This window comes from Streptomyces sp. NPDC053560 (assembly GCF_044544605.1).
Lineage (GTDB): Bacteria > Actinomycetota > Actinomycetes > Streptomycetales > Streptomycetaceae > Streptomyces.
In genome coordinates this window covers 149,825-170,204 of the sequence record NZ_JBITXI010000002.1, presented here as the reverse complement: position 1 = coordinate 170,204, position 20,380 = coordinate 149,825, and the positions used below count along the sequence as shown (strand labels likewise).

The 20,380-nt window shown below is 72.8% G+C and carries 17 protein-coding genes; 6 read left to right on the top strand and 11 right to left on the bottom strand.

Going from position 1 to position 20,380, the window contains the following annotated elements:
* Positions 1-16 precede the first annotated feature (16 nt).
* From ACIGQF_RS03935 to ACIGQF_RS03920, 4 genes are all read left to right on the top strand, one after another.
* Entirely contained in the window at positions 17-820 is an 804-nt protein-coding gene (locus ACIGQF_RS03935) for an HlyD family efflux transporter periplasmic adaptor subunit (RefSeq protein WP_399705156.1), read from the top strand.
* A complete protein-coding gene (locus ACIGQF_RS03930; protein ID WP_399705153.1) occupies positions 817-3,096 on the top strand; it encodes an NHLP family bacteriocin export ABC transporter peptidase/permease/ATPase subunit in 2,280 nt (759 codons plus the stop codon). The genes ACIGQF_RS03935 and ACIGQF_RS03930 overlap by 4 nt, the downstream gene beginning before the upstream one ends.
* A gap of 1 nt (position 3,097) precedes the next feature.
* Positions 3,098-6,010 (top strand): NHLP bacteriocin export ABC transporter permease/ATPase subunit, encoded by a 2,913-nt coding sequence (locus ACIGQF_RS03925; RefSeq protein WP_399705151.1) that lies wholly within the window; start codon positions 3,098-3,100, stop codon positions 6,008-6,010.
* 87 nt (positions 6,011-6,097) lie between these two features.
* On the top strand, positions 6,098-6,793 hold the full coding sequence (locus tag ACIGQF_RS03920; RefSeq protein WP_399705148.1) for a trimeric intracellular cation channel family protein: 696 nt from the start codon (positions 6,098-6,100) through the stop codon (positions 6,791-6,793).
* A gap of 561 nt (positions 6,794-7,354) precedes the next feature.
* Here ACIGQF_RS03920 and ACIGQF_RS03915 read toward each other — a convergent pair.
* A complete protein-coding gene (locus tag ACIGQF_RS03915; protein ID WP_399705146.1) occupies positions 7,355-7,528 on the bottom strand; it encodes a hypothetical protein in 174 nt (57 codons plus the stop codon).
* Positions 7,529-7,893: 365 nt separating this feature from the next.
* On the bottom strand, positions 7,894-8,661 hold the full coding sequence (locus tag ACIGQF_RS03910) for a hypothetical protein (protein WP_399705143.1): 768 nt from the start codon (positions 8,659-8,661) through the stop codon (positions 7,894-7,896).
* Between the two features lie 125 nt (positions 8,662-8,786).
* Between ACIGQF_RS03910 and ACIGQF_RS03905 the strand changes: the two genes are divergently transcribed.
* Positions 8,787-10,187, top strand: coding sequence for an aspartate aminotransferase family protein (locus ACIGQF_RS03905; RefSeq protein WP_399705140.1), 1,401 nt, complete (start codon positions 8,787-8,789; stop codon positions 10,185-10,187).
* A gap of 3 nt (positions 10,188-10,190) precedes the next feature.
* Here ACIGQF_RS03905 and ACIGQF_RS03900 read toward each other — a convergent pair whose 3' ends face one another.
* The 4 genes from ACIGQF_RS03900 to ACIGQF_RS03885 form a co-directional block, all read right to left on the bottom strand.
* Positions 10,191-11,999 carry a bifunctional sugar phosphate isomerase/epimerase/4-hydroxyphenylpyruvate dioxygenase family protein gene (locus ACIGQF_RS03900; RefSeq protein WP_399705137.1) on the bottom strand — a complete coding sequence of 603 codons (1,809 nt, stop codon included), beginning with the start codon at positions 11,997-11,999 and terminating at the stop codon, positions 10,191-10,193.
* Positions 12,000-12,009: 10 nt separating this feature from the next.
* Positions 12,010-12,879 carry a shikimate dehydrogenase gene (locus ACIGQF_RS03895; RefSeq protein WP_399705134.1) on the bottom strand — a complete coding sequence of 290 codons (870 nt, stop codon included), beginning with the start codon at positions 12,877-12,879 and terminating at the stop codon, positions 12,010-12,012.
* 103 nt (positions 12,880-12,982) lie between these two features.
* On the bottom strand, positions 12,983-14,347 hold the full coding sequence (locus ACIGQF_RS03890) for an MFS transporter (RefSeq protein ID WP_399705131.1): 1,365 nt from the start codon (positions 14,345-14,347) through the stop codon (positions 12,983-12,985).
* A gap of 160 nt (positions 14,348-14,507) precedes the next feature.
* A complete protein-coding gene (locus ACIGQF_RS03885) occupies positions 14,508-15,170 on the bottom strand; it encodes a TetR/AcrR family transcriptional regulator (RefSeq protein ID WP_399705129.1) in 663 nt (220 codons plus the stop codon).
* Between the two features lie 156 nt (positions 15,171-15,326).
* On the opposite strand from ACIGQF_RS03885, the gene ACIGQF_RS03880 reads away from it, so the two are divergent.
* Positions 15,327-16,682 (top strand): acyltransferase family protein, encoded by a 1,356-nt coding sequence (locus ACIGQF_RS03880; RefSeq protein WP_399705126.1) that lies wholly within the window; start codon positions 15,327-15,329, stop codon positions 16,680-16,682.
* Positions 16,683-16,713: 31 nt separating this feature from the next.
* On the opposite strand, the gene ACIGQF_RS03875 is transcribed toward ACIGQF_RS03880, so the two are convergent.
* The 5 genes from ACIGQF_RS03875 to catA form a co-directional block, all read right to left on the bottom strand.
* The gene (locus ACIGQF_RS03875) at positions 16,714-17,520 is read right to left on the bottom strand and encodes an alpha/beta fold hydrolase (protein WP_399705123.1); all 807 of its coding nucleotides are present in this window, start codon (positions 17,518-17,520) and stop codon (positions 16,714-16,716) included.
* Between the two features lie 252 nt (positions 17,521-17,772).
* A complete protein-coding gene (locus tag ACIGQF_RS03870) occupies positions 17,773-18,417 on the bottom strand; it encodes a CoA transferase subunit B (RefSeq protein WP_399705120.1) in 645 nt (214 codons plus the stop codon).
* Positions 18,417-19,205, bottom strand: coding sequence for a CoA transferase subunit A (locus tag ACIGQF_RS03865; RefSeq protein ID WP_399705116.1), 789 nt, complete (start codon positions 19,203-19,205; stop codon positions 18,417-18,419). The genes ACIGQF_RS03870 and ACIGQF_RS03865 overlap by 1 nt, the downstream gene beginning before the upstream one ends.
* An 11-nt stretch (positions 19,206-19,216) precedes the next feature.
* Complete coding sequence (catC, locus tag ACIGQF_RS03860) at positions 19,217-19,498, bottom strand: muconolactone Delta-isomerase (protein ID WP_399705113.1); 282 nt, start codon at positions 19,496-19,498, stop codon at positions 19,217-19,219.
* Positions 19,499-19,500: 2 nt separating this feature from the next.
* Positions 19,501-20,358, bottom strand: a complete 858-nt coding sequence (gene catA / locus ACIGQF_RS03855; RefSeq protein WP_399705110.1) for a catechol 1,2-dioxygenase — start codon at positions 20,356-20,358, stop codon at positions 19,501-19,503.
* Positions 20,359-20,380: the final 22 nt, after the last annotated feature.

Below are 20,380 nucleotides of genomic sequence, written 5' to 3'. Positions count from 1 at the left end.
TCGAGGGAAAAGTTCCGTGCAGTTCCGGCAAAAGGCGCTGGCCAAGCTCCAGTCGCCTGAAGAGCTCGACCTGCCCGTGCGCTACGCCCGGCCGCAGGGCGGCCTCGTCCTCGCCGTCACCGTCGTCGTGATGGCCGTCGCCGCCTTCTGGGCGTTCACCGGGTCCGTGTCCTCCAAGTTGAGCGCGCCCGGCATCCTCACCCACCCGCAGGGCAGCTACGTCCTGCAGAGTCCGGTCGCCGGACAGGTCACCCAGGTCTACGCCAAGGAGGGCGCGACGCTCCGCGCCGGAGCGCCGGTCCTCAAGGTCCGCACCGCACAGGGCGACCGCGCCGTCCGCGCCGTCGCCGCCGGGCGCGTCACCAGCCTGGTCGGCAAGATCGGCTCGGTGGTCACCGTCGGCGCCGACGTCGCGAGCGTCGAGCGCGTCAGCAGCGCGCGCGAACCCGTGGTGGCCATGGCGTACGTCCCCAGCCGCAGCGCCGCCACCGTCCCCGTCGGCGCCACCGTCGACCTCACCGTCCAGTCGGTGCCCACACAGCAGTACGGCGTACTGCGCGGCAAGGTCAAGGCGGTCGGCCGGGCTCCGCAGAGCAGCCGGCAGATCGCCTCCTTCCTCGGCGACCGCGAGCTGGGCGAGCAGTTCAGCGCGCACGGCCAGCCCGTCGCCGTCCTCGTCGAGCTGGACCGCGCGGACACCGAGTCCGGCTACAAGTGGTCCACCGCCGACGGGCCGCCGAACGCGATCGGCTCCATGACGCCCGTCACCGGTGCGATCCACCTCACCGCGCAGCGCCCGATCGATTGGCTCCTCCCGTGACCGCGCAGCCCGAAGCACCGGCGACGCCCCCGCTGCCGCCCGGCGGCCGCGGCCGGCACCGCCCCGAAGCCAAGCCCACCCGGCGCCGCACCGGCCGGAGCGGGCCCGGACCCGCCAAGGGCGCCGGCCGGTCCGTCCGCACCCCCACCGTCCTCCAGATGGAGGCCGTGGAGTGCGGCGCCGCCTCGCTCGCCATGGTCCTCGGCCACTACGGCCGGCACGTCCCGCTGGAGGAACTGCGCATCGCCTGCGGCGTCTCCCGCGACGGCTCCCGCGCCTCCAACCTCCTCAAGGCCGCCCGCTCCTACGGGCTGAAGGCCAAGGGCATGCAGATGGAGCCGGCCGCGCTCGCCGAGGTGCGGGCCCCGGCCATCCTCTTCTGGGAGTTCAACCACTACGTCGTCTTCGACGGCATGGGCCGCCGCTTCGGCCGCAAGGGCGCGTTCATCAACGACCCCGACCGGGGCCGCCGCTTCGTGCCCGCCGAGGACTTCGACACCAGCTTCACCGGCGTCGTGCTGACCTTCGAGCCCGGCGAGGACTTCCGCAAGGGCGGCCGCAAGCCGGGCGTCCTCGGCGCGCTGCCGCCCCGGCTGCGCGGCACCTCCGGCACCATGCTCGCCGCCGTCCTCGCCAGCTTCCTGCTGGTCGTGGTCGGCGCGACCGTGCCCGCACTCAGCCGTACGTACATCGACATGTTCCTGATCGGCGACCAGACGTCGCTGCTCGGGGTGCTCTTCGCGTCGATGGGCACCACCCTCCTCCTCACCGCCGCGCTCACCGCGCTGCAACAGGCGAACCTGCTGCGCGGCCGCATCATCTCCTCCACCCTGAGCAGCGCCCGCTTCCTGCGCCACCTGCTCCGGCTGCCGGTCACCTTCTTCGCCCAGCGCAACCCCGCCGACCTCGTCCAGCGCCTGCAGTCCAACGACACCGTCGCCGAGACCCTGGCCAGGGACATCGCGGCAGCCGCCGTGGACGCGGTCGTCGTCATCCTCTACGCGTTCCTGCTGTGGTCCTACGACCCGCAGCTCACCCTCATCGGCGTGGCCGTCGCGCTGCTCAACGTCGCCGCGATGCGCATCGTCGTACGGATGCGTGCCACGGGTACGCAGAAGCTGCGCGCCGACACCGCGCGGCTGACCAACACCTCCTACAGCGGCCTGCAGCTCATCGAGACGATGAAGGCCACCGGCGGCGAGAACGGCTACTTCCGGCGCTGGGCCGGACAGCACGCCACCACCCTGGACGGGCAGCAGCGGCTCGGCGTCCCCACCTCCTGGCTCGCCGTCGTCGCACCCACCCTCGCCGCCCTCAACAGCGCGCTGATCCTCTACATCGGCGGGCTGCGCGCCGTCGAGGGCCATATGTCGGTGGGCCTGCTCGTCGCCTTCCAGGCGCTGGTCACCAACTTCACCCAGCCCATCACCCGGCTCAACGGCATGGCGGGCCGGATCCAGGACTTCGCGGCCGACGTGGCCCGCCTGAAGGACGTCGAATCCTTCCCCGTCGACTCCCTCTACACCCGCCCCGAGCCGGTCGCGAGCACCCGCCGCCTCAAGGGCCACGTGACGCTCACGGAGATCACCTTCGGCTACAGCCCGCTGGACAAGCCGCTGCTCACCGGCTTCTCGCTGACCGTCGGCCCCGGCCAGCAGGTCGCCCTCGTCGGCGGCTCCGGCAGCGGCAAGTCCACCGTCTCCCGGCTGATCTCCGGCCTGTACCGCCCGTGGGAGGGCACCATCCACATCGACGGGCAGCGGCTGGAGGACATCTCCCGCGGCGCCCTCGCCTCCTCGGTCTCCTTCGTCGACCAGGACGTCTTCCTCTTCGAGGGCACCGTCCGGGACAACGTCGCGCTCTGGGACCCCTCGATCCCCGACGAGGCCGTCATCGAGGCGCTGAAGAACGCCGCCGCCTACGACGTGGTCTCCCGCCGGCCCGGCGGCATCCACAGCCGGGTCGAGCAGGACGGCCGCAACTTCTCCGGCGGCCAGCGGCAGCGCCTGGAGATCGCCCGCGCCCTGGTCCGGCGGCCCTCCATCCTCGTCCTGGACGAGGTCACCTCCGCCCTGGACGCGGAGACCGAACAGATCATCATGGACAACCTGCGGCGCCTGGGCTGCGCCTGCGTCGTCATCGCGCACCGCCTGAGCACCGTGCGCGACAGCGACGAGATCGTGGTCCTGGACCACGGCAAGGTCGTCGAGCGCGGGCGGCACGAGGAACTGGTCGCCGCCCAGGGCGCGTACGCAGAGCTGGTCAAGGAGTCCTGAGGTGACGACCCCTCATCCCGCGGCCGCCGGTACGGCCGCCGACGACAGCGTGCTGCACGCCCTCGGCGGGCTCGGCACCGAGGCCGACCTCACGGGCCTGCGCAACCTCCCGCTCGAAGGCCCGCACGTCCTGTGGCTGGTCACCGCCGGTGCCATGGACCTCTTCGCGGTCGACGCCGCCCAGCAGGGCCACTGGTACTTCCTCGGCCGGCTCGCCCCCGGCACCCTCCTCCTCGGCCCCGTCGAGGGCCCGCAGCACACCCTCGTCGGCCGGCCGCTCCAGGGCTGCGCGGTGCGCCGCATCCCGCTGCGCGAGCTGTTCCGGCCCGAGTACGGCGGCTACGCGGAGTACGACGCGTACGGCCGGTACGTCGGCCAGTCCCCTGCGGCGGACCCGTGGGACACCGGCGAGCTGGGCTACGACGGCGCGCTCAGCCCGCTGGAGGACGCGTTCGCGCGCGGCGTCGGCCGCAGCCAGCGGGTGCTCTTCGAGGCGCCGCTCGACGGTGAGTACGAGACCGCAGAGGCGGACGGGGTCCTCGATCCGCAGGGCACGGCCGACGAGAACATCCTGTGGATGCCGGTCGAGCCCGGCAGCCTCCAGTACGGCGCCCACTACAGCGCCGAGGCCGCCGCCGACCTGCTCATCGACGGCACGATGTGGCAGCGGATGGTCGACCAGCAGTACCGGCTGCTGTCGTCCCTGGACCGCTGGATCGAGCGGCTGGAGCGCGCCCACGAGGACCGCACGGCCGCCGGTATCGAGGCGGGCGAGGCCGCCCGCTCCCAGGCCGACCGGACCCTGCTGTCCTCCATCGGCGCGCCCGGCCGCGGCGGCGCGCGCACGGGCGCCACCGACGACGCCACGCTCGCCGTCTGCCGCAAGGTCGCCGACGCCGCCGGCATCACCCTCTCCTCGCCCAAGGAGGGCGGCACGACCGACGACCGGCTGAGCCCGGTCGAGCGGATCGCCGTCAGCTCCCGCATCCGCACCCGCGTCGTCAAGCTCGACGGCCGGTGGTGGCGAGAGAACAGCGGCCCGCTGATCGGCCACCGCACCGAGACCGGCGAACCGGTCGCGCTGCTGTGGCGCCGCCGCCGCTACGAAGCGGTCGGCGCGAACGGCACGCGTACCCGCCTCGACGCCGAGACCGCCGAGGCGATCGAGCCGCGCGGCGTCATGCTCTACGCGCCGCTGCCGGACCGCCCGATGGGTCCCCTGCGGCTGGCCCGCTTCGCCATGCGCGGCACCCGGCTGGACCTGCGCAACCTCGCCATCGGCGGGCTGGTCGCCGTGGTGCTGGGCGCGCTGGTGCCCATCGCCACCGGCAAGGTGCTGGGCGAGTACGTGCCCAACGCCGAGCGCGGCCTCATCGTCCAGACGACCATCGCGCTGATCGCCACCAGCCTGGTCGCCGCGGTCTTCATGCTGCTGGAGAACACCTCCATCCTGCGTATCGAAGGACGCATCGAGTCCACCCTCCAGCCGGCCGTCTGGGACCGGCTGCTGCGGCTGCCCACCAAATTCTTCAGCGAGCGCTCCACCGGCGAGCTGGCCAGTGCCGCGATGGGCATCAGCGGCATCCGCCGCATCCTGTCCGGCATCGGCTCGATCGCGGTGCAGGCCAGCACGGTCGGCACGATGAACCTCGTCCTGCTGCTGGTCTACAGCCCGAAGCTGGCCGTCGTCGCCATCGCCATGCTGCTCTGCATCGCCGCGGTCTTCCTGCTGCTCGGGCTGTGGCAGCTGCGCTACCAGCGCCGCCTCATCGAGCTGACCAACAAGCTCAACAACCAGGCGTTCCAGACGCTGCGCGGACTGCCGAAGCTGCGCGTCGCCGCCGCCGAGACCTTCGCGTACAGCGCATGGGCCGGGGAGTTCGCGCGCAGCCGGGAACTTCAGCAGAAGGTCGGCCGGATCAAGAACCTCACCACCGTGCTCAACGCGATCTATCTGCCGCTGTGCACCCTCGTGATGTTCATGCTGCTCGCGGGCCCGGCCCGCGGTGTGCTGTCGGCCGGCGCGTTCCTCACCTTCAACACCGCCGTGACCATGATGCTGTCCGCGGTGACCCAGCTGACCGGCGCGTTCCTCCAGGCCGCCGCCGTGCTGCCGATGTTCGAGCAGATCAAGCCGGTGCTCGACGAGCGGCCCGAGGTCCGTGGCGGCTCCACCCGGCCCGGCACCCTCACCGGAGGCCTGGAGGCCCGCGGCCTGTCCTTCCGCTACTCCGACGACGGGCCGCTGGTCCTGGACGACGTGTCCTTCCAGGTACGGCCCGGCGAGTTCGTCGCCGTCGTCGGCGCGAGCGGCTGCGGCAAGTCCACCCTGCTGCGCCTCCTCATCGGCTTCGACCGGCCGGCCGCCGGCAGCGTCCTGTACGACGGCCAGGACCTGGCGGCGTTGGACCAGGCCGCGGTGCGCCGCCAGTGCGGCGTCGTCCTCCAGAACGCGCAGCCCTTCAATGGCTCGATCCTGGACTGCATCTGCGGCGCCGAGATGTTCACGCAGGAGGAGGCGTGGGCGGCAGCGGAGATGGCGGGGCTGGCCGAGGACATCAAGCGGATGCCGATGGGCATGCACACCATGCTCTCCGACGGCGGCGGCTCGATCTCCGGCGGCCAGCGGCAGCGGCTGATGATCGCCCAGGCGCTGATCCGGCGGCCGCGCATCCTCTTCTTCGACGAGGCCACCAGCGCGCTGGACAACGAGACGCAGCGGGTGGTGACCGAGAGTACCCGGCAGCTGAACGCGACCCGCGTCGTCATCGCCCACCGGCTCTCCACGATCATGGATGCCGACCGGGTGATCGTCATGGCGGACGGCCGGGTGGCCCAGCAGGGTGCCCCCGCCGACCTGCTCGCCGACACCGGCGGCCTCTTCCACGAACTGGTCCGCCGCCAGATCAGCTGACCGCCCGGCGGCCGCTTCCGGGAGGCGCGGCCGCCCGCAGTGTGGAACGTCACGCTCCACGACGCCGTCCACACGTAAGAATGCCGTGTGCTCCAGCAACTGTTCACGCCCACCGTCCAGCACACGCTCGAACTCATCGGGATCTTCGTCTTCGCGATCTCCGGTGCGCTGCTCGCCGTACGCAAAAACTTCGACATCTTCGGCATCGCCGTGCTCGCCGAGGTGACCGCGCTGGGCGGTGGACTGTTCCGCGACCTGATCATCGGGGCCGTGCCGCCGGCCGCCTTCACCGACCTCGGCTACTTCCTCACCCCGCTGATCGCCGCGGTCCTCGTCTTCTTTTTGCACCCCCAGGTCCAGCGGATCCAGACCGGGGTGAACGTCTTCGACGCGGCCGGCCTCGGCCTCTTCTGCGTCGCCGGCACCACCAAGGCGTACGAGTACGGGCTCGGCCTCACCGCCTCCGCCACCCTCGGCATGGCCACCGCGGTCGGCGGCGGCGTGCTGCGCGACATCATCGCCAACGAGGTGCCGTCGCTGGTCCGCTGGGACCGCGACCTGTACGCCGTGCCCGCCATCGTCGGCGCTGCCATCGTCGTGCTGTGCATCCGCTTCCAGGCCCTGAACCCCGGCACCAGCGCGCTCGCCGCCGTCGTGGCCTTCGCCGTCCGGCTGCTCGCCCTGCACTACCACTGGCGCGCGCCCCGCGCCTGGAACCGCCGCTCCGACGCGGTGGACGTGGACGAGACGCAGGGACAGCGGCAGGCGATCGGCGGCGGTTGACCTCAAACCGCGGTCGACGTCCGAGCATGGGCGCACCGCGTCACCGGACGCGGCAGTCCCAGGGGAGGCGTGCCGTGAAGGCAGCAGCGATCCGTTCCTTCGGCGGCCCCGAGGTCGTCGACCGGGTGGGGGAGGGCGCGGCGGACTTCCCCGTCGGCAGCGAGGTACTGGGCTGGGCCCTGCTGGTGGCGCACGCCGAGTCCCTGGTCGTCTCCACCGATCAATCGTGCCGAAGCCCGCGGCGATGCCGTGGCCGGTCGCCGGGGCGCTCTCGGCGTCCGGACAGACCGCGCTGGAGCGGCTGGAGGTGGGGGCCGGTGACACGCTGCTGGTGCACGCGGCGGCCGGTGGCGTGGGGACCGTCGCCGTCCAGCTCGCGAGGGCGTACGGCGCCACCGTCCTCGGCACGGCCGGGCCGCGTGACCATGACCTCGCGGAGGCTGCGGAAGCGCATCGCGCGGTCGAGCCCAGCACGTCAGGGGGGGAAGATCGCCCTCGTGGCCGGCTGATCTGGTGGGGTGGTGCCGCTCCGCTCGCCGAGGGCGCGGCACCACTGTGGGGTCAGCTGCCGGCCGAGGGGGAGGAGGCCGGGGCGGGGAAACCGTCCTGGCCGTCGTTGACGGCGTCCGGATCGACGCCGAGGGTGATCGCCGCGCGCACGCCGCGTCCCAGGTGCCGCGGGTCGTACCGCAGCGCGAGCATCCCGTCGGCGGCGGTGTCGCCGGTGTACAGCATGTCCTCGGCGTTGGTGGTGCGCCCGGTGGTGTTGGTGGCGTACGGCTGCTGCCGCGCGACGTCAGCGGGACGCCCGGCTTCCCCTCGGTGACGTCGGAGCGGTACTTGTCGTAGTCGAGGTAGTACGGGCCCTCGATGGACTCCTTCGTGAGGCGGAGGCAGTCCGTGGTGACGGGCTGCTCGGCGGACGCGTTGCCGGACAGGACGGCCCCGCCGAGACCCGCGGTGGCGATGCCGGCGCCGCCCGCGGCCAGGATCCGGCGGCGGCTGAAAAGAGGTGCGCTCTCTTCTGTCATGTGCCGCACGGTACCGAAGGTTTCTAGGAGGAACCTGTGAACTGCCTTAGAAAACACGGCAGTTGAGCGTCATGAGGCCGTCGGGTCCGGTTCCGTGAAGGAGTTCCAGAGGGCGACCAGGGTCGCGCCGAGCAGTTCGGGCAGCGGCGCCCGGGGCGCCGGGCCGTCGGGCAAGGGAGCGCCGGGGTCCACCCGGGCGCGCAGGCAGAAGCCCTCCAGGACGGCGAGCAGGGCGACGACGAAGTCGGTGACGGTGCGTCCGGGGGCCGGCCGACGCCCCTCGCGGGCCAGCAGCCGTTCCAGCGCGGCGGCGTAGCCGAGGCCCAGCTGCCGGTAGCCGTCGCGGGCGGCGGCGCGCACTTCGGGGTGCTCGCCGAGTACGTAGAAGGTCAGGTAGACGTAGGTGAGCGGGTTGGCGCGGGCGCGTTCGAGGTAGCCGGCGGCGACCGTGGCGAGGACGGTCTCGACCGGCGCCGTGGTGTCCGCGAGCGCAAGCAGCTCGGCCACCGCTTCCCGGTCCTCCGCATACGCGTCCGGGCCCAGCAGGTGGAACATCAGGTCCACCTGGTAGTCGGCCTGGGTGGGCCACAAGGGGTAGATGGCGCCGGTGGTGATCGGCTGGGCCGGGCCGACGCCCGGCTGCCGGCCCGCGGCGATCTCGGTGGCGAGCCGCGCCACATCGGTGAGCCTGATGTGCGCCAGGGGGCCGGCGAGCGCCCGGTCGGAGGTGTCGGCGGCGTGCCGGCGCACCAGCTCCACGCCCGCCTCCAGCATCAGGGCCCGGGTCTCGGCCGGTGAACGGCGGCTCCGCCGCGTCTTCCTGGTGACTCCCGGCATCGCGCTGCCGCCCCTCCGTCGGTGCCGCCACTTTCGTAGAAAAGCTACCGTAACTTTTCTCTCTACCGTAACTTCGCTACGGAGCTTGGTCGTTGCACGCCCTTGAGCGCAAGGAGACCGGCACGATGACGCAGCAGTTCCCGCTGGACGCGGCCCGCGCCCACGCCCTGGACCAGCTGATCGAGGAGCAGGAGAAGATCCTCACCGACCGCACCGCAGGCTCCGTCCGCCTGCGCGAAGAGGCGCAGGAGACGCTGGCCGGCGGGGTCGCCTCCGCCTGGCAGGACTCCCGGCCGTGCGCCGTCTGGATCGAGGACGGGCATGGCGCGCACGTCCGTGACGTGGACGGCACCGACTACGTCGACCTGCACGGCGGCTTCGGCGTCGGCCTCGCGGGCCACGCCCACCCGGCGATCGTCGCCGCGGTCGGCGAACAGGTCCGGCACGGCACGCACTTCGCGCAGCCCACTCGCGGCCTGATCCCGGTGACCCGGCTGCTCGTCGAGCGCTTCGGGCAGCCGTGCTGGCGCTTCACCAACTCCGGTACGGAAGCGACGATGGCCGCCGTCCATCTGATGCGGGCCGCGACCGGGCGCAAGAAGATCCTCAAGGTCGAGGGCAGCTACCACGGCCACCACGACGCGGTGCAGGTCTCCGGCTACGCCCGCGTCGCCGACGACATCGGCCCCGACGACCGGCCGCGCTCCGTGCCGTACGGCCCCGCCTATCCCACGGAGATCACCGATCTCACCCTCGTCGTGCCGTTCGGCGACCTCGGCGCGGTGGAACGGACGCTGGCCGAACACCCGGGGGAGATCGCCGGGATGATCATTGAGCCGATCATGATGAACATCGGCCTGATCATCCCGCCGGACGGCTACCACGCCGGACTGAAGGCCCTGCTCCACCGGCACGGCGCCCACCTCGCGTACGACGAGGTCAAGACCGGCTTCGCGGTCGCACCCGGCGGCGCCACCGAACTCTTCGGCACCACCCCCGACATCGTGTGCCTCGCCAAGTCCATGGCCGGCGGCATCCCGTGCGGCGCGATCGGCGCCACCCGGGAGCTGATGGACCGCATCGCCGACCACACCTACGAGCAGGTCGGCACCTTCAACGGCAACCCGCTGATGCTCGCGGCCGTCCGCGCGATGCTCACGGAGGTGCTGACCGAGGACGCCTACCGCGGCTTCGCCGCGCTGCGGGGGACGATGACCGGCGGTGTGGAGGCCGCGCTGCGCCGGCACGGCCTGCCGGGGTACGTGGCCGCGCGCGGCGCCAAGGGCTCGGTGATCTTCACCGAACGGCTGCGCCACTTCCGGGACTTCCTCGCCTACGACGACCGCTGGGGCCATCTGCACTGGCTGTACCAGCACAACGGCGGCGTCTTCCTGCCGCCCTGGGGCAAGACCGAACAGTGGACGCTGTCCGTGCAGCACACCGCCGAGGACGCCGGCCGGTTCGTCGCCAACTTCGAACGGTTCGCCGCGGCGGCGGACACCGCCCTCACCGCCGCGGCCGCCTGACCCCTAGCGCACCGGCCGGCTGCCCGCGTCGGCCGTGTGCTGCGCCGCCAGCCGCACCGTGGCGTTGGCCGCGCCGTACCCCTGGTAGCCGCCCCTCCGTTCCACCAACTCGAAGAAGACCCGGCCGACGGTGACGGTGTAGCAGTGCAGGAACTCCCCGCCCTCCGCGTCCTGTTCGTAGAGGATGCCCAGTTCGCGGAAGGCCGCCAGGGTCTCGGGATCGAGTTGGTACCGCGCGTCGAGGTCGTCGTAGTAGTTCTCCGGGACGGGCAGCAGCCCGGCGCCGTTCTCCCGCACCCGGCGCACGGTGGCGAGGAGGTCGTCGGTGGCCAGCGCGATGTGCTGCGGCCTGCTCCCCTGCTCGCCCGGTACGGGCGCGACGTTCAGGGCGACCCGCAGCGAGCCGGCGGCGTTGGCGACGGCACGGCTGCGGAAGAGGCCGTAGGGGTCGGCGAGGTCCAGGCTCTCGTTCGGACGCAGACCCAGCACGCTCGCGTAGAAGAGGGCCGCCTCGTCGAAGTGGTGCCAGGGCTGGGTGAGCGCGACATGGTCGATACGGGTGACCCCGGCCGCGCTGCCCGGCGCAGCGGGGGACCCGAAGTCCGCCGTCCAGCTGGGGTGGTCGTCCCGGTCGGTGCGGCAGAAGAACAGCTCCGTGTCGTCCGGTGCGGCCACCGCGTCCAGCGGTACGTCCCCGGGCCCGCGGCGGCGGGGCACGACCGGCGCCCGCAGCGACTCGGCACGGCGCACCGCCGCGGCCGGCTCCGGGCTCTCCAGCCCGAGCGCGACCAGGCCCGGACCCTCCCGGCGGGCGCCGCTCACGGTGTTGAGCAGCACCCGGGCGTCGCCCTGCTGCCACAGCTCCACCGGCTTGCCGCCGGTGTGCCGGCCGGTGCGGGCGAAGCCGAGCGCGCCGAGCAGGGAGCGCAGCGGTTCGGTGTCGGCGGCGGCCAGCTCGGCGAAGGCGAACCCGTCCGGGACGACCGGCGCGGGCAGGCTGCTGAGCCCGGTCGCCTCCTCCAGGGCGATCAGCGAGCGCATCGCGTCGACCGCCGTGCGGCCCGCGTCCGCCTGCCGGAAGACATCGTTGAAGATCTCCAGCGAGAGCGGTCCGGAGTAGCCGGCGCGCAGCACGTGGCCGAGCAGCCCGGCGAGGTCGAAGCCGCCCTGGCCGGGGAAGCAGCGGTAGTGCCGACTCCACTGCAGGACGTCCATCGCCAGCTTGGGCGCGTCGGCCAGCTGGAGAAAGAAGATCTTCTCGCCGGGGATGTCCTCGATGCCCTTGGGATCGGAGCCGCGGGAGAGGATGTGGAAGCTGTCCAGGCAGGTGCCGAGCGCCGGATGGCCGGCCTGCTCGACGATGCGCCAGGCGTGGTCGTAGGTGTTGACGTGCCGGCCCCAGGCCAGTGCCTCGTACGCGAGCCGGATGCCGTGGTCGGCGGCGCGTTCGGCGAGGGCACGCAGCTGGCGCGCCGCGAGCGCGTCGTCGTCGACCGCGTCCGGCGAGACGCTGGAGCACACCAGCATCATGTCGGCGCCCAGCCGTTCCATGACGGCGAACTTCCGCTCCGCGCGCCGCAGGTTGCGCGCGAAGACCTCGTCCGGCACCGCCTCGGCGTCCCGGAACGGCTGGTAGAGGTCGATGGACAGGCCGAGGTCGGCGGCGCGCAGCCGGACCTCCTCGGGGCTGAGCGGACCGGCCACCAGGTCGTTCTCGAAGATCTCGACGCCGTCGAACCCGGCTGCTGCGACGGCGCTGAGCTTCTCCGAGAGCGAGCCGCTCAGCGACACCGTGGCGATGGATTTGCGCATGGGGGCCTCCTCAGACCGCGGCGGCGCCGACCAGGTCGGCGAGGTCGGCGAGCATCTCTTCGGCGTGCGGTTCCCGGCCGGTGAAGAGCCGGAAGGCGTCGGCGGCCTGGAAGACGGCCATGCCGCCGCCGTCCAGCGTCCGGCAGCCCAGCTCCCGCGCGGTACGCAGCAGTTCGGTGTCCAGTGGGCGGTACACCACCTCGGCGACCCACAGGTCGGCGCGGAGCAGCTCGGCGGGGAGCGGCAGGCCCGGGTGGGCGGCCATGCCGGTGGGTGTGGCGTGCACCAGCCCGTCGGCGCCGGACAGGACGGCGGGCAGCCGGTCGGGGGTGGTGGCGGCGGCGCGCCCGGTCCCGAAGCGGGCGTTGAGCGCGTCGGCGAGCGCTCCGGCCCGTACCGCGTCGGTGTCCACGAGGGTGAGCAGGTCGGTGCCGAGCGAGAGCATGGCGTGCGCGACGGCGGCGCCCGCGCCGCCCGCGCCGATCTGGACGACCCGCCGGGTCGCGGCGCCGGGCAGGCCGCGCGCGAAGGACTGGGTGAAGCCGGTGACGTCGGTGTTGTGGCCGGTCGCCCGGCCGCCCCGGAAGACGACGGTGTTGACCGCGCCCAGCTCGGCGGCGCCCGGCGACAGCTCGTCCAGGTGCGGGATCACCAGCTGCTTGCAGGGGTGGGTGATGTTGAGTCCATCGAAGCCGAGCGTACGGGCGGCGGCGATCAGATCGCCGACGGACTCGGCGGGCACGCCCAGGGTGTCCAGGTCGAGTGTCCGGTAGAGCAGTCGCAGGCCGTGCCGGTCGGCCTCCCGCTCGTGCAGGGCCGGGCTCAGCGAGGGACCGATGCCGGAGCCGATGAGGCCGGTGAGATACGAGGGCGTGGACAACGCGACTCCCTGGTGGTGCGCAATGTACGAACTGGTTAGTTAATTATGGCGGCAGAGGTCCGCGGACGGAAGGGAGACCCGGGACCTCCGCCGCCGGCGGCGCTCAGGCGGAGGTCGCGCCCGCCAGGTCGCCGCGGTCGCGGGCCGCGCCCGGCTTCTCGCCGAGCAGCAGCGTCGGTACCCGGTACGTCTCCCGGCCGGTCAGCACGGCGAGCGAGCAGATCACGCAGGTGCCGGCGGTGAAGGCGGCGACGCCCAGCCAGTTGTCGCCGCCCGGGCCCGCGATCCGCTCGGCGATGCTCACGGCGAAGCCCGCCACCGCGAAGCCGATCTGGGTGCCGATCGCCATGCCGGACAGTCGGACCCGGGTCGGGAACATCTCGCCGTAGAAGGACGGCCAGATGCCGTTGGCGGCGCTGTAGACGACGCCGAAGAAGAGGATGCCCGTGGCGAAGACCAGCGGGTAGCTGCCGGTCGTGATCGCCCACAGGTAGACGAAGATCAGCACGGCGGAGCCCAGTGAGCCGATCAGGAAGACCGGCTTGCGGCCGATGCGGTCCGAGAGCTTCGCCCACAGCGGGATGGCGGCCAGCGCCACCACATTGGCCAGCGCGCCCACCCAGAGCATCGCCGACTTGTCCAGGCCGACCGCGTCGCCGGTGGCGAACGCAAGTGCCCAGACCGAGAAGATCGTGGAGACCGTGGCGATCAGGGCCGCCGCGATCACCCGCAGCACGTCAGCCCAGTGGTGCCGCAGCAGGTCGGCCAGCGGCAGCCGGGCCACCGCGTCCTCCGCCGCGGCCTGCTCGAAGACGGGGGTCTCCGACAGTTTTCGGCGGATGACGTAGCCGGCGACCGTGACGGCCACGCTGAGCAGGAACGGCACCCGCCAGCCCCAGGTGTAGAGCTGCTCGTCGGGGAGCGCGGCCACCGGGATGAAGATCAGGGTGGCGAGGATCTGGCCGGCCTGGGTGCCGTTCAGCGCGAAGCTCGTGTAGTACCCGCGCCGGTCCGCGGGCGCGTGCTCCAGCGTCATCGAATTGGCGCTGGCCTGCTCGCCGGCGGCGGAGAGGCCCTGCAGGATGCGCATCAGCACCAGCAGGACCGGTGCGGCCGTGCCGACCTGCGCGTACGTGGGCAGACAGCCGATCAGGAAGGTCGACAGACCCATCAGCATCAGGGTGAAGACCATGATCTTGCGGCGGCCGAGCCGGTCGCCGTAGTGGCCGAGGAAGAGCGCGCCGATCGGGCGCGCCGCGTAGGCGACACCGAACGTCGCCAGCGAGATCAGCGTCGCGGTCGCCGGGTCGGACGGGTCGAAGAAGACCTTGGGGAAGACCAGCGCGGCGGCGCTGCCGTAGATGAAGAAGTCGTAGTACTCCAGCGCGCTGCCGATCCAGGCGGCGACAGCGGCCTTGCGGGGCCGGGCGGGGGGCGGGGCCCCGGCCTCGGACGAGAGAGCGGACATGCCTGCTCCACGGGGGGAGGGCCACCGGCGTGAGGGGCGGGTGGCGGCGAGTTAACGTACTAGATAGTTAGTTGTGGGGGGTGCAGCGATCGTGAACCGCCCGCAGGTCACTGTCAAGACATCTCGGGGAAACAATTCCGCCCGTGGGCGGCCGCGCGGCTCAGCTCGCCGAGGACCCCGTCAGATAGCCGAGGACCATGTCGCCGAGCATCGTGCGGTAGTGGTCCCGGCGGTCCGCCGCCGTCAGGTCCCGCGCGAAGAGCGCGCCGAAGGTGTGCCGGTTGGAGACCCGGAAAAAGCAGAACGAACTGATCATCGCGTGCAGGTCGACCGCGTCCACGTCCGCCGTGAACACGCCCTGTGCGCGGCCCTCTTCGAGGATCCGGCCGATCACCTCGATGGCCGGGGAGTTGAGCCGGCCGATCGTCTCCGAAGCGGCGATGTGCTCCGCCTCGTGAATGTTCTCGATGCTCACCAGACGGACGAAGTCCGGGTGCGCCTCGTGGTGGTCGAAGGTCAGCTCGGCCAGCCGCCGGATGGCCGCCGCGGGATCCAGGTGCTCGACGTCCAGCCGCTGTTCCTGCTGCCTGATGCCCGCGTACGCGTGCTCCAGCACGGCCGTGAACAGCTGCTCCTTGCTGCCGAAGTAGTAATAGATCATCCGCTTGGTGGTGTGGATGCGGGCCGCGATCTCGTCCACCCGGGCGCCCGTGTACCCCTGCCGCGCGAACTCCTCCGTCGCGACCTTCAGGATCTCCGCCCGGGTCCGCGCCGCGTCGCGCTGCCGGCCCGCGGTACGGGCCGACGGGTGAACGGCGGTCATACGGCTGACTCCTCGGCTGCGGTCCACTGGTCGGCCCAGTGTAGGCAGGCTCGTCCGGCGCGCGACGAGTGGCCCGGACGGCCGCCGGTGACCCGTACGACTGATGCGACGTCAGTCCGACATGCGGCAACTACGCCACGTACGTACGGTGTGACGATGAGTGATGCGGTGTGGTTGATGTCGACCCGGGCGTCACGCCCGGCGCACGTGCCCGACCTGCCGGGCGCCGGCGACGGGCCGGGGCCCGACCGCCGGCTGGCCTGGCTGGACGCGCTGCGGGGGATCGGGGCGCTGATGGTCGCCCTGCACCATGCGGGACCGCGCTACCTCCCGGAGCTGTCCGCCACCGTGCTGCGCTGGTTCAACCCCGGCACGTACGGCGTCATCGTTTTTTTCCTGGTCAGCGGCTACATCATCCCGGCCTCGCTGGAGCGGCGCGGCTCGCTGCGCCGGTTCTGGGTCGGCCGGGTCTGCCGCCTCTACCCGCTGCTGATCGTGGCGCTCGCGGCCACGGCGCTGCTCGCCCGGTGGGGTCCGGGACAGCTGCGCGAAGGGCTGGGGGAGCACGACCCGCTGAGCGCCCTGCTCGCGCACGGGACGATGCTGCAGGACCTCCTCGGCGTGCCCAACGCCCTCAACGTGCTGTGGACCCTCTCCTACGAGATGGTCTTCTACTTCCTCGTCGCGGCGCTCTTCGCACTGCGGCAGCACCGCCGCTCCGCGCCCGCGGCCCTCGGCGTGGCCGCGCTCGGCGTCGCGGCCGGCGGACTGCTGCCGGCCGCCGCGCTGACCCGGGGCCTGGGCGGCGCGCCGGTGATCGCGGCGACCGCGCTCGGGGCGGCCGTCGCGCTGTGCGCCGTGGCCTCGGGCCGGGCCTCGTGGTGCCGGGCCGGGGCGCTGATCGGCGGCGGGCTGGCGGCCGTCCTCGTCCTCTGCAACGGCCGCATCCCGCCCTGGCAGGGGCTCGCGCTGCTGTCCCTGATGTTCACCGGGACCGTGCTGTACCGCATGGAGCGCGGGCAGCTGAGCAGGGCAGCGGGGACGACCGTCGCGGGCATGGTGCTCGCCGCCTGCGTCCTGTCGGCGGCGCTGCACATCGGCACCCGCGGCGACGCGGTCACCGGCGGCGCCGCACCGCAGGCCGCCGTGCGGATCTGGGCGCTCACGGTCGGGCTCGCGCTGCTCACGTTCGGCGTGGCGATGGCCCTGCGGCGGCACCGCGTACCGCGCTGGCTCGCCTTCTGCGGCGTGATCAGCTACTCGCTCTACCTCCTGCACCCGCTCGTCCTGGAGGTCTGCGACCTGGCCGTGCCCTGGCAGCAGCACGACACACCGCTGCTGGTGGCCGCCTACCTCGCGCTGCTGCTGCCGCTGAGCATGCTCGCGCACCGGCTGGTCGAGCTGCCGGGACAGCGCCTGGGGAAGGTCCTGGCGGGCCCGCCCGGCGGCCTTCCGGTACCCCGGCAGGAACCGGCGCGGCCGCCCGCGCCGGCCCGCGGCGAAACCGTCTGACGGCAGCACGCCGCGCCGGCGTACGGCGGGTTCAGCGGCCCGCCGTCGCCGCGTCCAGATGCACCCGCAGCGCCGCGTTCACCGCGTCCGGCCGCTCCACGCCCGCCAGATGGGCGGCGCCCGTGACCTCCACGAGGGCCGCGCCCGGCACCCCGTCGGCGATCTCCCGGGCGAGCGCGGGCGGCGTCGCCGGGTCCTGGCGCCCGGCGATCACGAGCGTGCGGGCCGTGACCGACCACAGCGCGGACCGCACGTCGTAGCCGGCCAGCGCATCGCAGCAGGCCGCGTACCCGGCCGGGGCGGCGGCGGAGAGATCACCGAGCAGTGCCGTACCGCGCGGGCCGGCGGCGGTCCCGGGATCGGCGAACCAGCGGCCCGGCGTCGCCTGCAGCACCGCCGCCGTGCCGTGCGCGCGCACCGCGGCGGCCCGCTCCCGCCAGCCGGCCGGTTCGCCGAAGCGGGCGGCGGAACAGACCATCGCGAGCGAGGCGAGCCGGTCGGCGTGGTCCACCGCCAGCCGGGCACCGATCGCCCCGCCGAGCGAGATCCCGGCGTAGTGGAAGGTGCTCCAGCCGTGGTGATCGGCCAGATCCAGGACGAGCCGGGCGAGGTCCGCGACGGTGGTGGCGCCGGGCGTGGGGCCGGGGAGTACGCCGACGGGGGTGGAGCCGTGGCCGGGCAGGTCGAACCGGAGCACCCGGTGGGTGCGGGCCAGTTCGGCCAGCTGCGGTTCCCACACGGCGAGCGAGGTGCCCAGCGACGGGCCGAGCACGAGAGGCGGCGCGTCCTCGGGGCCGTCGAGGCGGTGGTGGAGCAGCGGGGGAGCGGTGCGGGTCACGGGGTCTCCTGCGGAACGTACGGGGGTGGCGGCGGGGCGCGGGCAGGACGGAGCGGCCTGCCCGCGCTCCGCCGCCGGGCGTCCGACGGATCCGGACGCCCACGGCCGGCGCGGGGCCCCGGACGCGCGCCGCATGAGTCGGGCACCTGGCGGAGCGCGTACGGGACCGGGTGCCCGCACCGGCCGGGTTCGGCCCCCGCCGGCCGGACGGCTGTCCGGGAGTCCGGCCGGCGGGGCGGCGGAGGCGGCGGGTCAGCCGTGCGCGGCGGGGACCCGCACGGGCGCTGCGGTGCGCGCGAGAAGGTCCTCGGCGGACACGCCGGGCGCGGTCTCCACCAGGACGAGCCCGTCCTCGGTGACGTCCAGGACGCCGAGGTCGGTGATGATCCGGTGGACGCAGGCCCGGCCGGTCAGCGGCAGCGAGCAGCTCTCGACGATCTTCGGGCTGCCGTCCTTGGCGGTGTGGTCCATCACCACGACCACCCGGCGGGCGCCGTGCACGAGGTCCATCGCGCCGCCCATGCCCTTGACCATCTTCCCCGGGATCATCCAGTTCGCCAGGTCACCGCCCGCGGAGACCTGCATGGCGCCGAGGATCGCGGTGTCGATGTGCCCGCCGCGGATCATGCCGAACGAGAGCGCGGAGTCGAAGAAGGCCGCGCCCGGCAGCACCGTGACGGTCTCCTTGCCCGCATTGATCAGGTCGGGGTCGACCTCGTCCTCCGCGGGGTACGGGCCGACGCCCAGCAGCCCGTTCTCGGACTGCAGCACCACGTCCACGCCCTCGGGCAGATAGCTGGGCACGAGCGTGGGGAGCCCGATGCCGAGGTTCACGTAGTCGCCGTCGCGCAGCTCGCCCGCGGCACGCGCGGCCATCTCTTCCCTGGTCCAGGCCATCAGGCGCGCACCGTCCCTTCGCCGTCCGGCGGCGCGGCGACCGTGCGCCGCTCCACCTTCTTGTCCGCGGCCTGCTCCGGCGTCAGCGCCAGCACCCGCTGGACGAACACGCCGGGCAGATGCACCTCGTCGGGGTCCAGCTCGCCCGGCTCGACCAGCTCCTCCACCTCGGCGACGGTGATCCGGCCGGCCATCGCCGCGAGCGGATTGAAGTTGCGCGCCGCCCTGTTGAAGACGAGGTTGCCGTGCCGGTCGCCCTTCGCCGCCCGGACCAGCGCGAAGTCGGTGGTGATGCCGCGCTCCATGACGTAACTCTCGCCGTCGAACTCGCGCACTTCCTTGGGCGGCGACGCCTTGGCGACCTCGCCTCCCCCAGCCCCGTACCGGAGCACCATGCCGCCGTCGGCGACGTCCGTGCCGACCCCGGCCGGGGTGTAGAACGCCGGGATGCCGCAGCCGCCGGCCCGCAGCCGCTCGGCGAGCGTGCCCTGCGGGGTCAGCTCCAGCTCCAGTTCGCCGGCGAGGTACTGCCGCGCGAACTCCTTGTTGGCGCCGACGTAGGAGCCGGTGACATGGGCGATCCGGCCCGCGCCGAGCCAGATGCCCAGGCCGCCGCCGTCCACGCCGCAGTTGTTGGAGACCACGCGCAGGCTGCTCGCGCCGGTCTCGTACACGGCCTGGATCAGCACGTCGGGGACGCCGCTGAGCCCGAAGCCGCCCACGGCGAACGAGGCGCCGTCCGTTACGTCCGCCACCGCTTCGGCGGCGGACGCCACGACCTTGTCCATGCTCCCCTCCGTCAGGCGTTGATGTCGGAGGGATGCACCGCCAGCGGCGTCACCTCGATGGACATGTACGGGAAGAGCGGCAGGCCCCACAGGATGTCGTGCAGCTCGTCGTTGGACTCCACGTCGAAGACGCTGAGGTTGGAGTACTGGCCGACGCACCGCCAGATGTGCGGCCACTTCCCGGCCTTCTGCAGCTCCTGGGAGTACGCCTTCTCGCGGGCGATGATGTCGGCCTTGGCCTCGGGGTCCAGGCCGGTGGGGAGGTCCACGTCCATCTTCACGGCGAACAGCATGCTCAGGCCTCCGTCCGGTCCATCACGAAGTCGTACGTGACCTCGTTGCCCCTGCCGTCGGCCGCGGGCTTCGGGGCGAGGACCAGCTCCGGCTTCACGGCCGAGGCGATGTCGTCCTCGACGTGGCTGCCGCCCTCGAAGTACAGCTGCGTGGTGATCAGCTGGTGGCCGGGCGCCGACACCTTCAGGTGCAGGTGCGCGGGGCGCCAGGCGTGCCAGCCGGCCGCGGCGATCAGCTTGCCGCAGGAGCCGTCGGTGGGGATCTGGTACGGCGCGGGCCGAATCGTGTGGATCTTGAAATTGCCCTGCTCGTCGGCGACGACGGTGCCGCGCAGGTTCCACTCCGGCAGGTTCGGCGCGTACTGCGAGTACAGGCCGTCGTCGTCGGCGTGCCACATCTCCACGTGCGCGCCCGCCAGCGGCTCGCCGTCCACGCCCCGGACCTGGCCCTGGAAGAGCAGCGGCGTGCCGGCCTCGTTCTCGCGCATCGGCAGGGTGGTCTCGGCCTCGTGCTTCGGCGACTCCGGGACGTAGTACGGGCCCTCGATGGTGCCCTTGCTGCCCTGCCGGTTCTCGTTGGCGACCTCCTCGACGACGTGCTCGATCCACACGTCGAGGAAGAGCGGCCACTCGCCGTCCTGGCCCACGCCGATCAGCCACGCCTTCAGCGCGTCGTACTCGGCGTACGTCACCTTGTGGCGGCGGATGACGTCGTGCACCGCGGTGATGACCTCGGTGGCCAGCGTGTCGACGCGCTCCTTGCCGGCGACGGCCTCGGACCGCTGCTTGGCGCGAAAGGCCTCGGTGGCCGAGGCACCGGACGCGGCGGCGGTGGCCTGCTCCTGGACGTTCTCGCTCATGGTCGTGCTCCTGTCCTGACGG

What these genes read in the sequence shown, in the direction of transcription:
- ACIGQF_RS03915 (WP_399705146.1), bottom strand. Translation starts at nt 7,528, where the DNA reads ATGCTGTACACCGGCGACACCGCCGCCGACGGGATGCTCGCGCTGCGG.
- ACIGQF_RS03910 (WP_399705143.1), bottom strand. Translation starts at nt 8,661, where the DNA reads ATGCCGGGAGTCACCAGGAAGACGCGGCGGAGCCGCCGTTCACCGGCC.
- ACIGQF_RS03905 (WP_399705140.1), top strand. Translation starts at nt 8,787, where the DNA reads ATGACGCAGCAGTTCCCGCTGGACGCGGCCCGCGCCCACGCCCTGGAC.
- ACIGQF_RS03900 (WP_399705137.1), bottom strand. Translation starts at nt 11,999, where the DNA reads ATGCGCAAATCCATCGCCACGGTGTCGCTGAGCGGCTCGCTCTCGGAG.
- ACIGQF_RS03890 (WP_399705131.1), bottom strand. Translation starts at nt 14,347, where the DNA reads ATGTCCGCTCTCTCGTCCGAGGCCGGGGCCCCGCCCCCCGCCCGGCCC.
- ACIGQF_RS03885 (WP_399705129.1), bottom strand. Translation starts at nt 15,170, where the DNA reads ATGACCGCCGTTCACCCGTCGGCCCGTACCGCGGGCCGGCAGCGCGAC.
- ACIGQF_RS03880 (WP_399705126.1), top strand. Translation starts at nt 15,327, where the DNA reads ATGAGTGATGCGGTGTGGTTGATGTCGACCCGGGCGTCACGCCCGGCG.
- ACIGQF_RS03870 (WP_399705120.1), bottom strand. Translation starts at nt 18,417, where the DNA reads ATGGCCTGGACCAGGGAAGAGATGGCCGCGCGTGCCGCGGGCGAGCTG.
- ACIGQF_RS03865 (WP_399705116.1), bottom strand. Translation starts at nt 19,205, where the DNA reads ATGGACAAGGTCGTGGCGTCCGCCGCCGAAGCGGTGGCGGACGTAACG.
- catC (WP_399705113.1), bottom strand. Translation starts at nt 19,498, where the DNA reads ATGCTGTTCGCCGTGAAGATGGACGTGGACCTCCCCACCGGCCTGGAC.
- catA (WP_399705110.1), bottom strand. Translation starts at nt 20,358, where the DNA reads ATGAGCGAGAACGTCCAGGAGCAGGCCACCGCCGCCGCGTCCGGTGCC.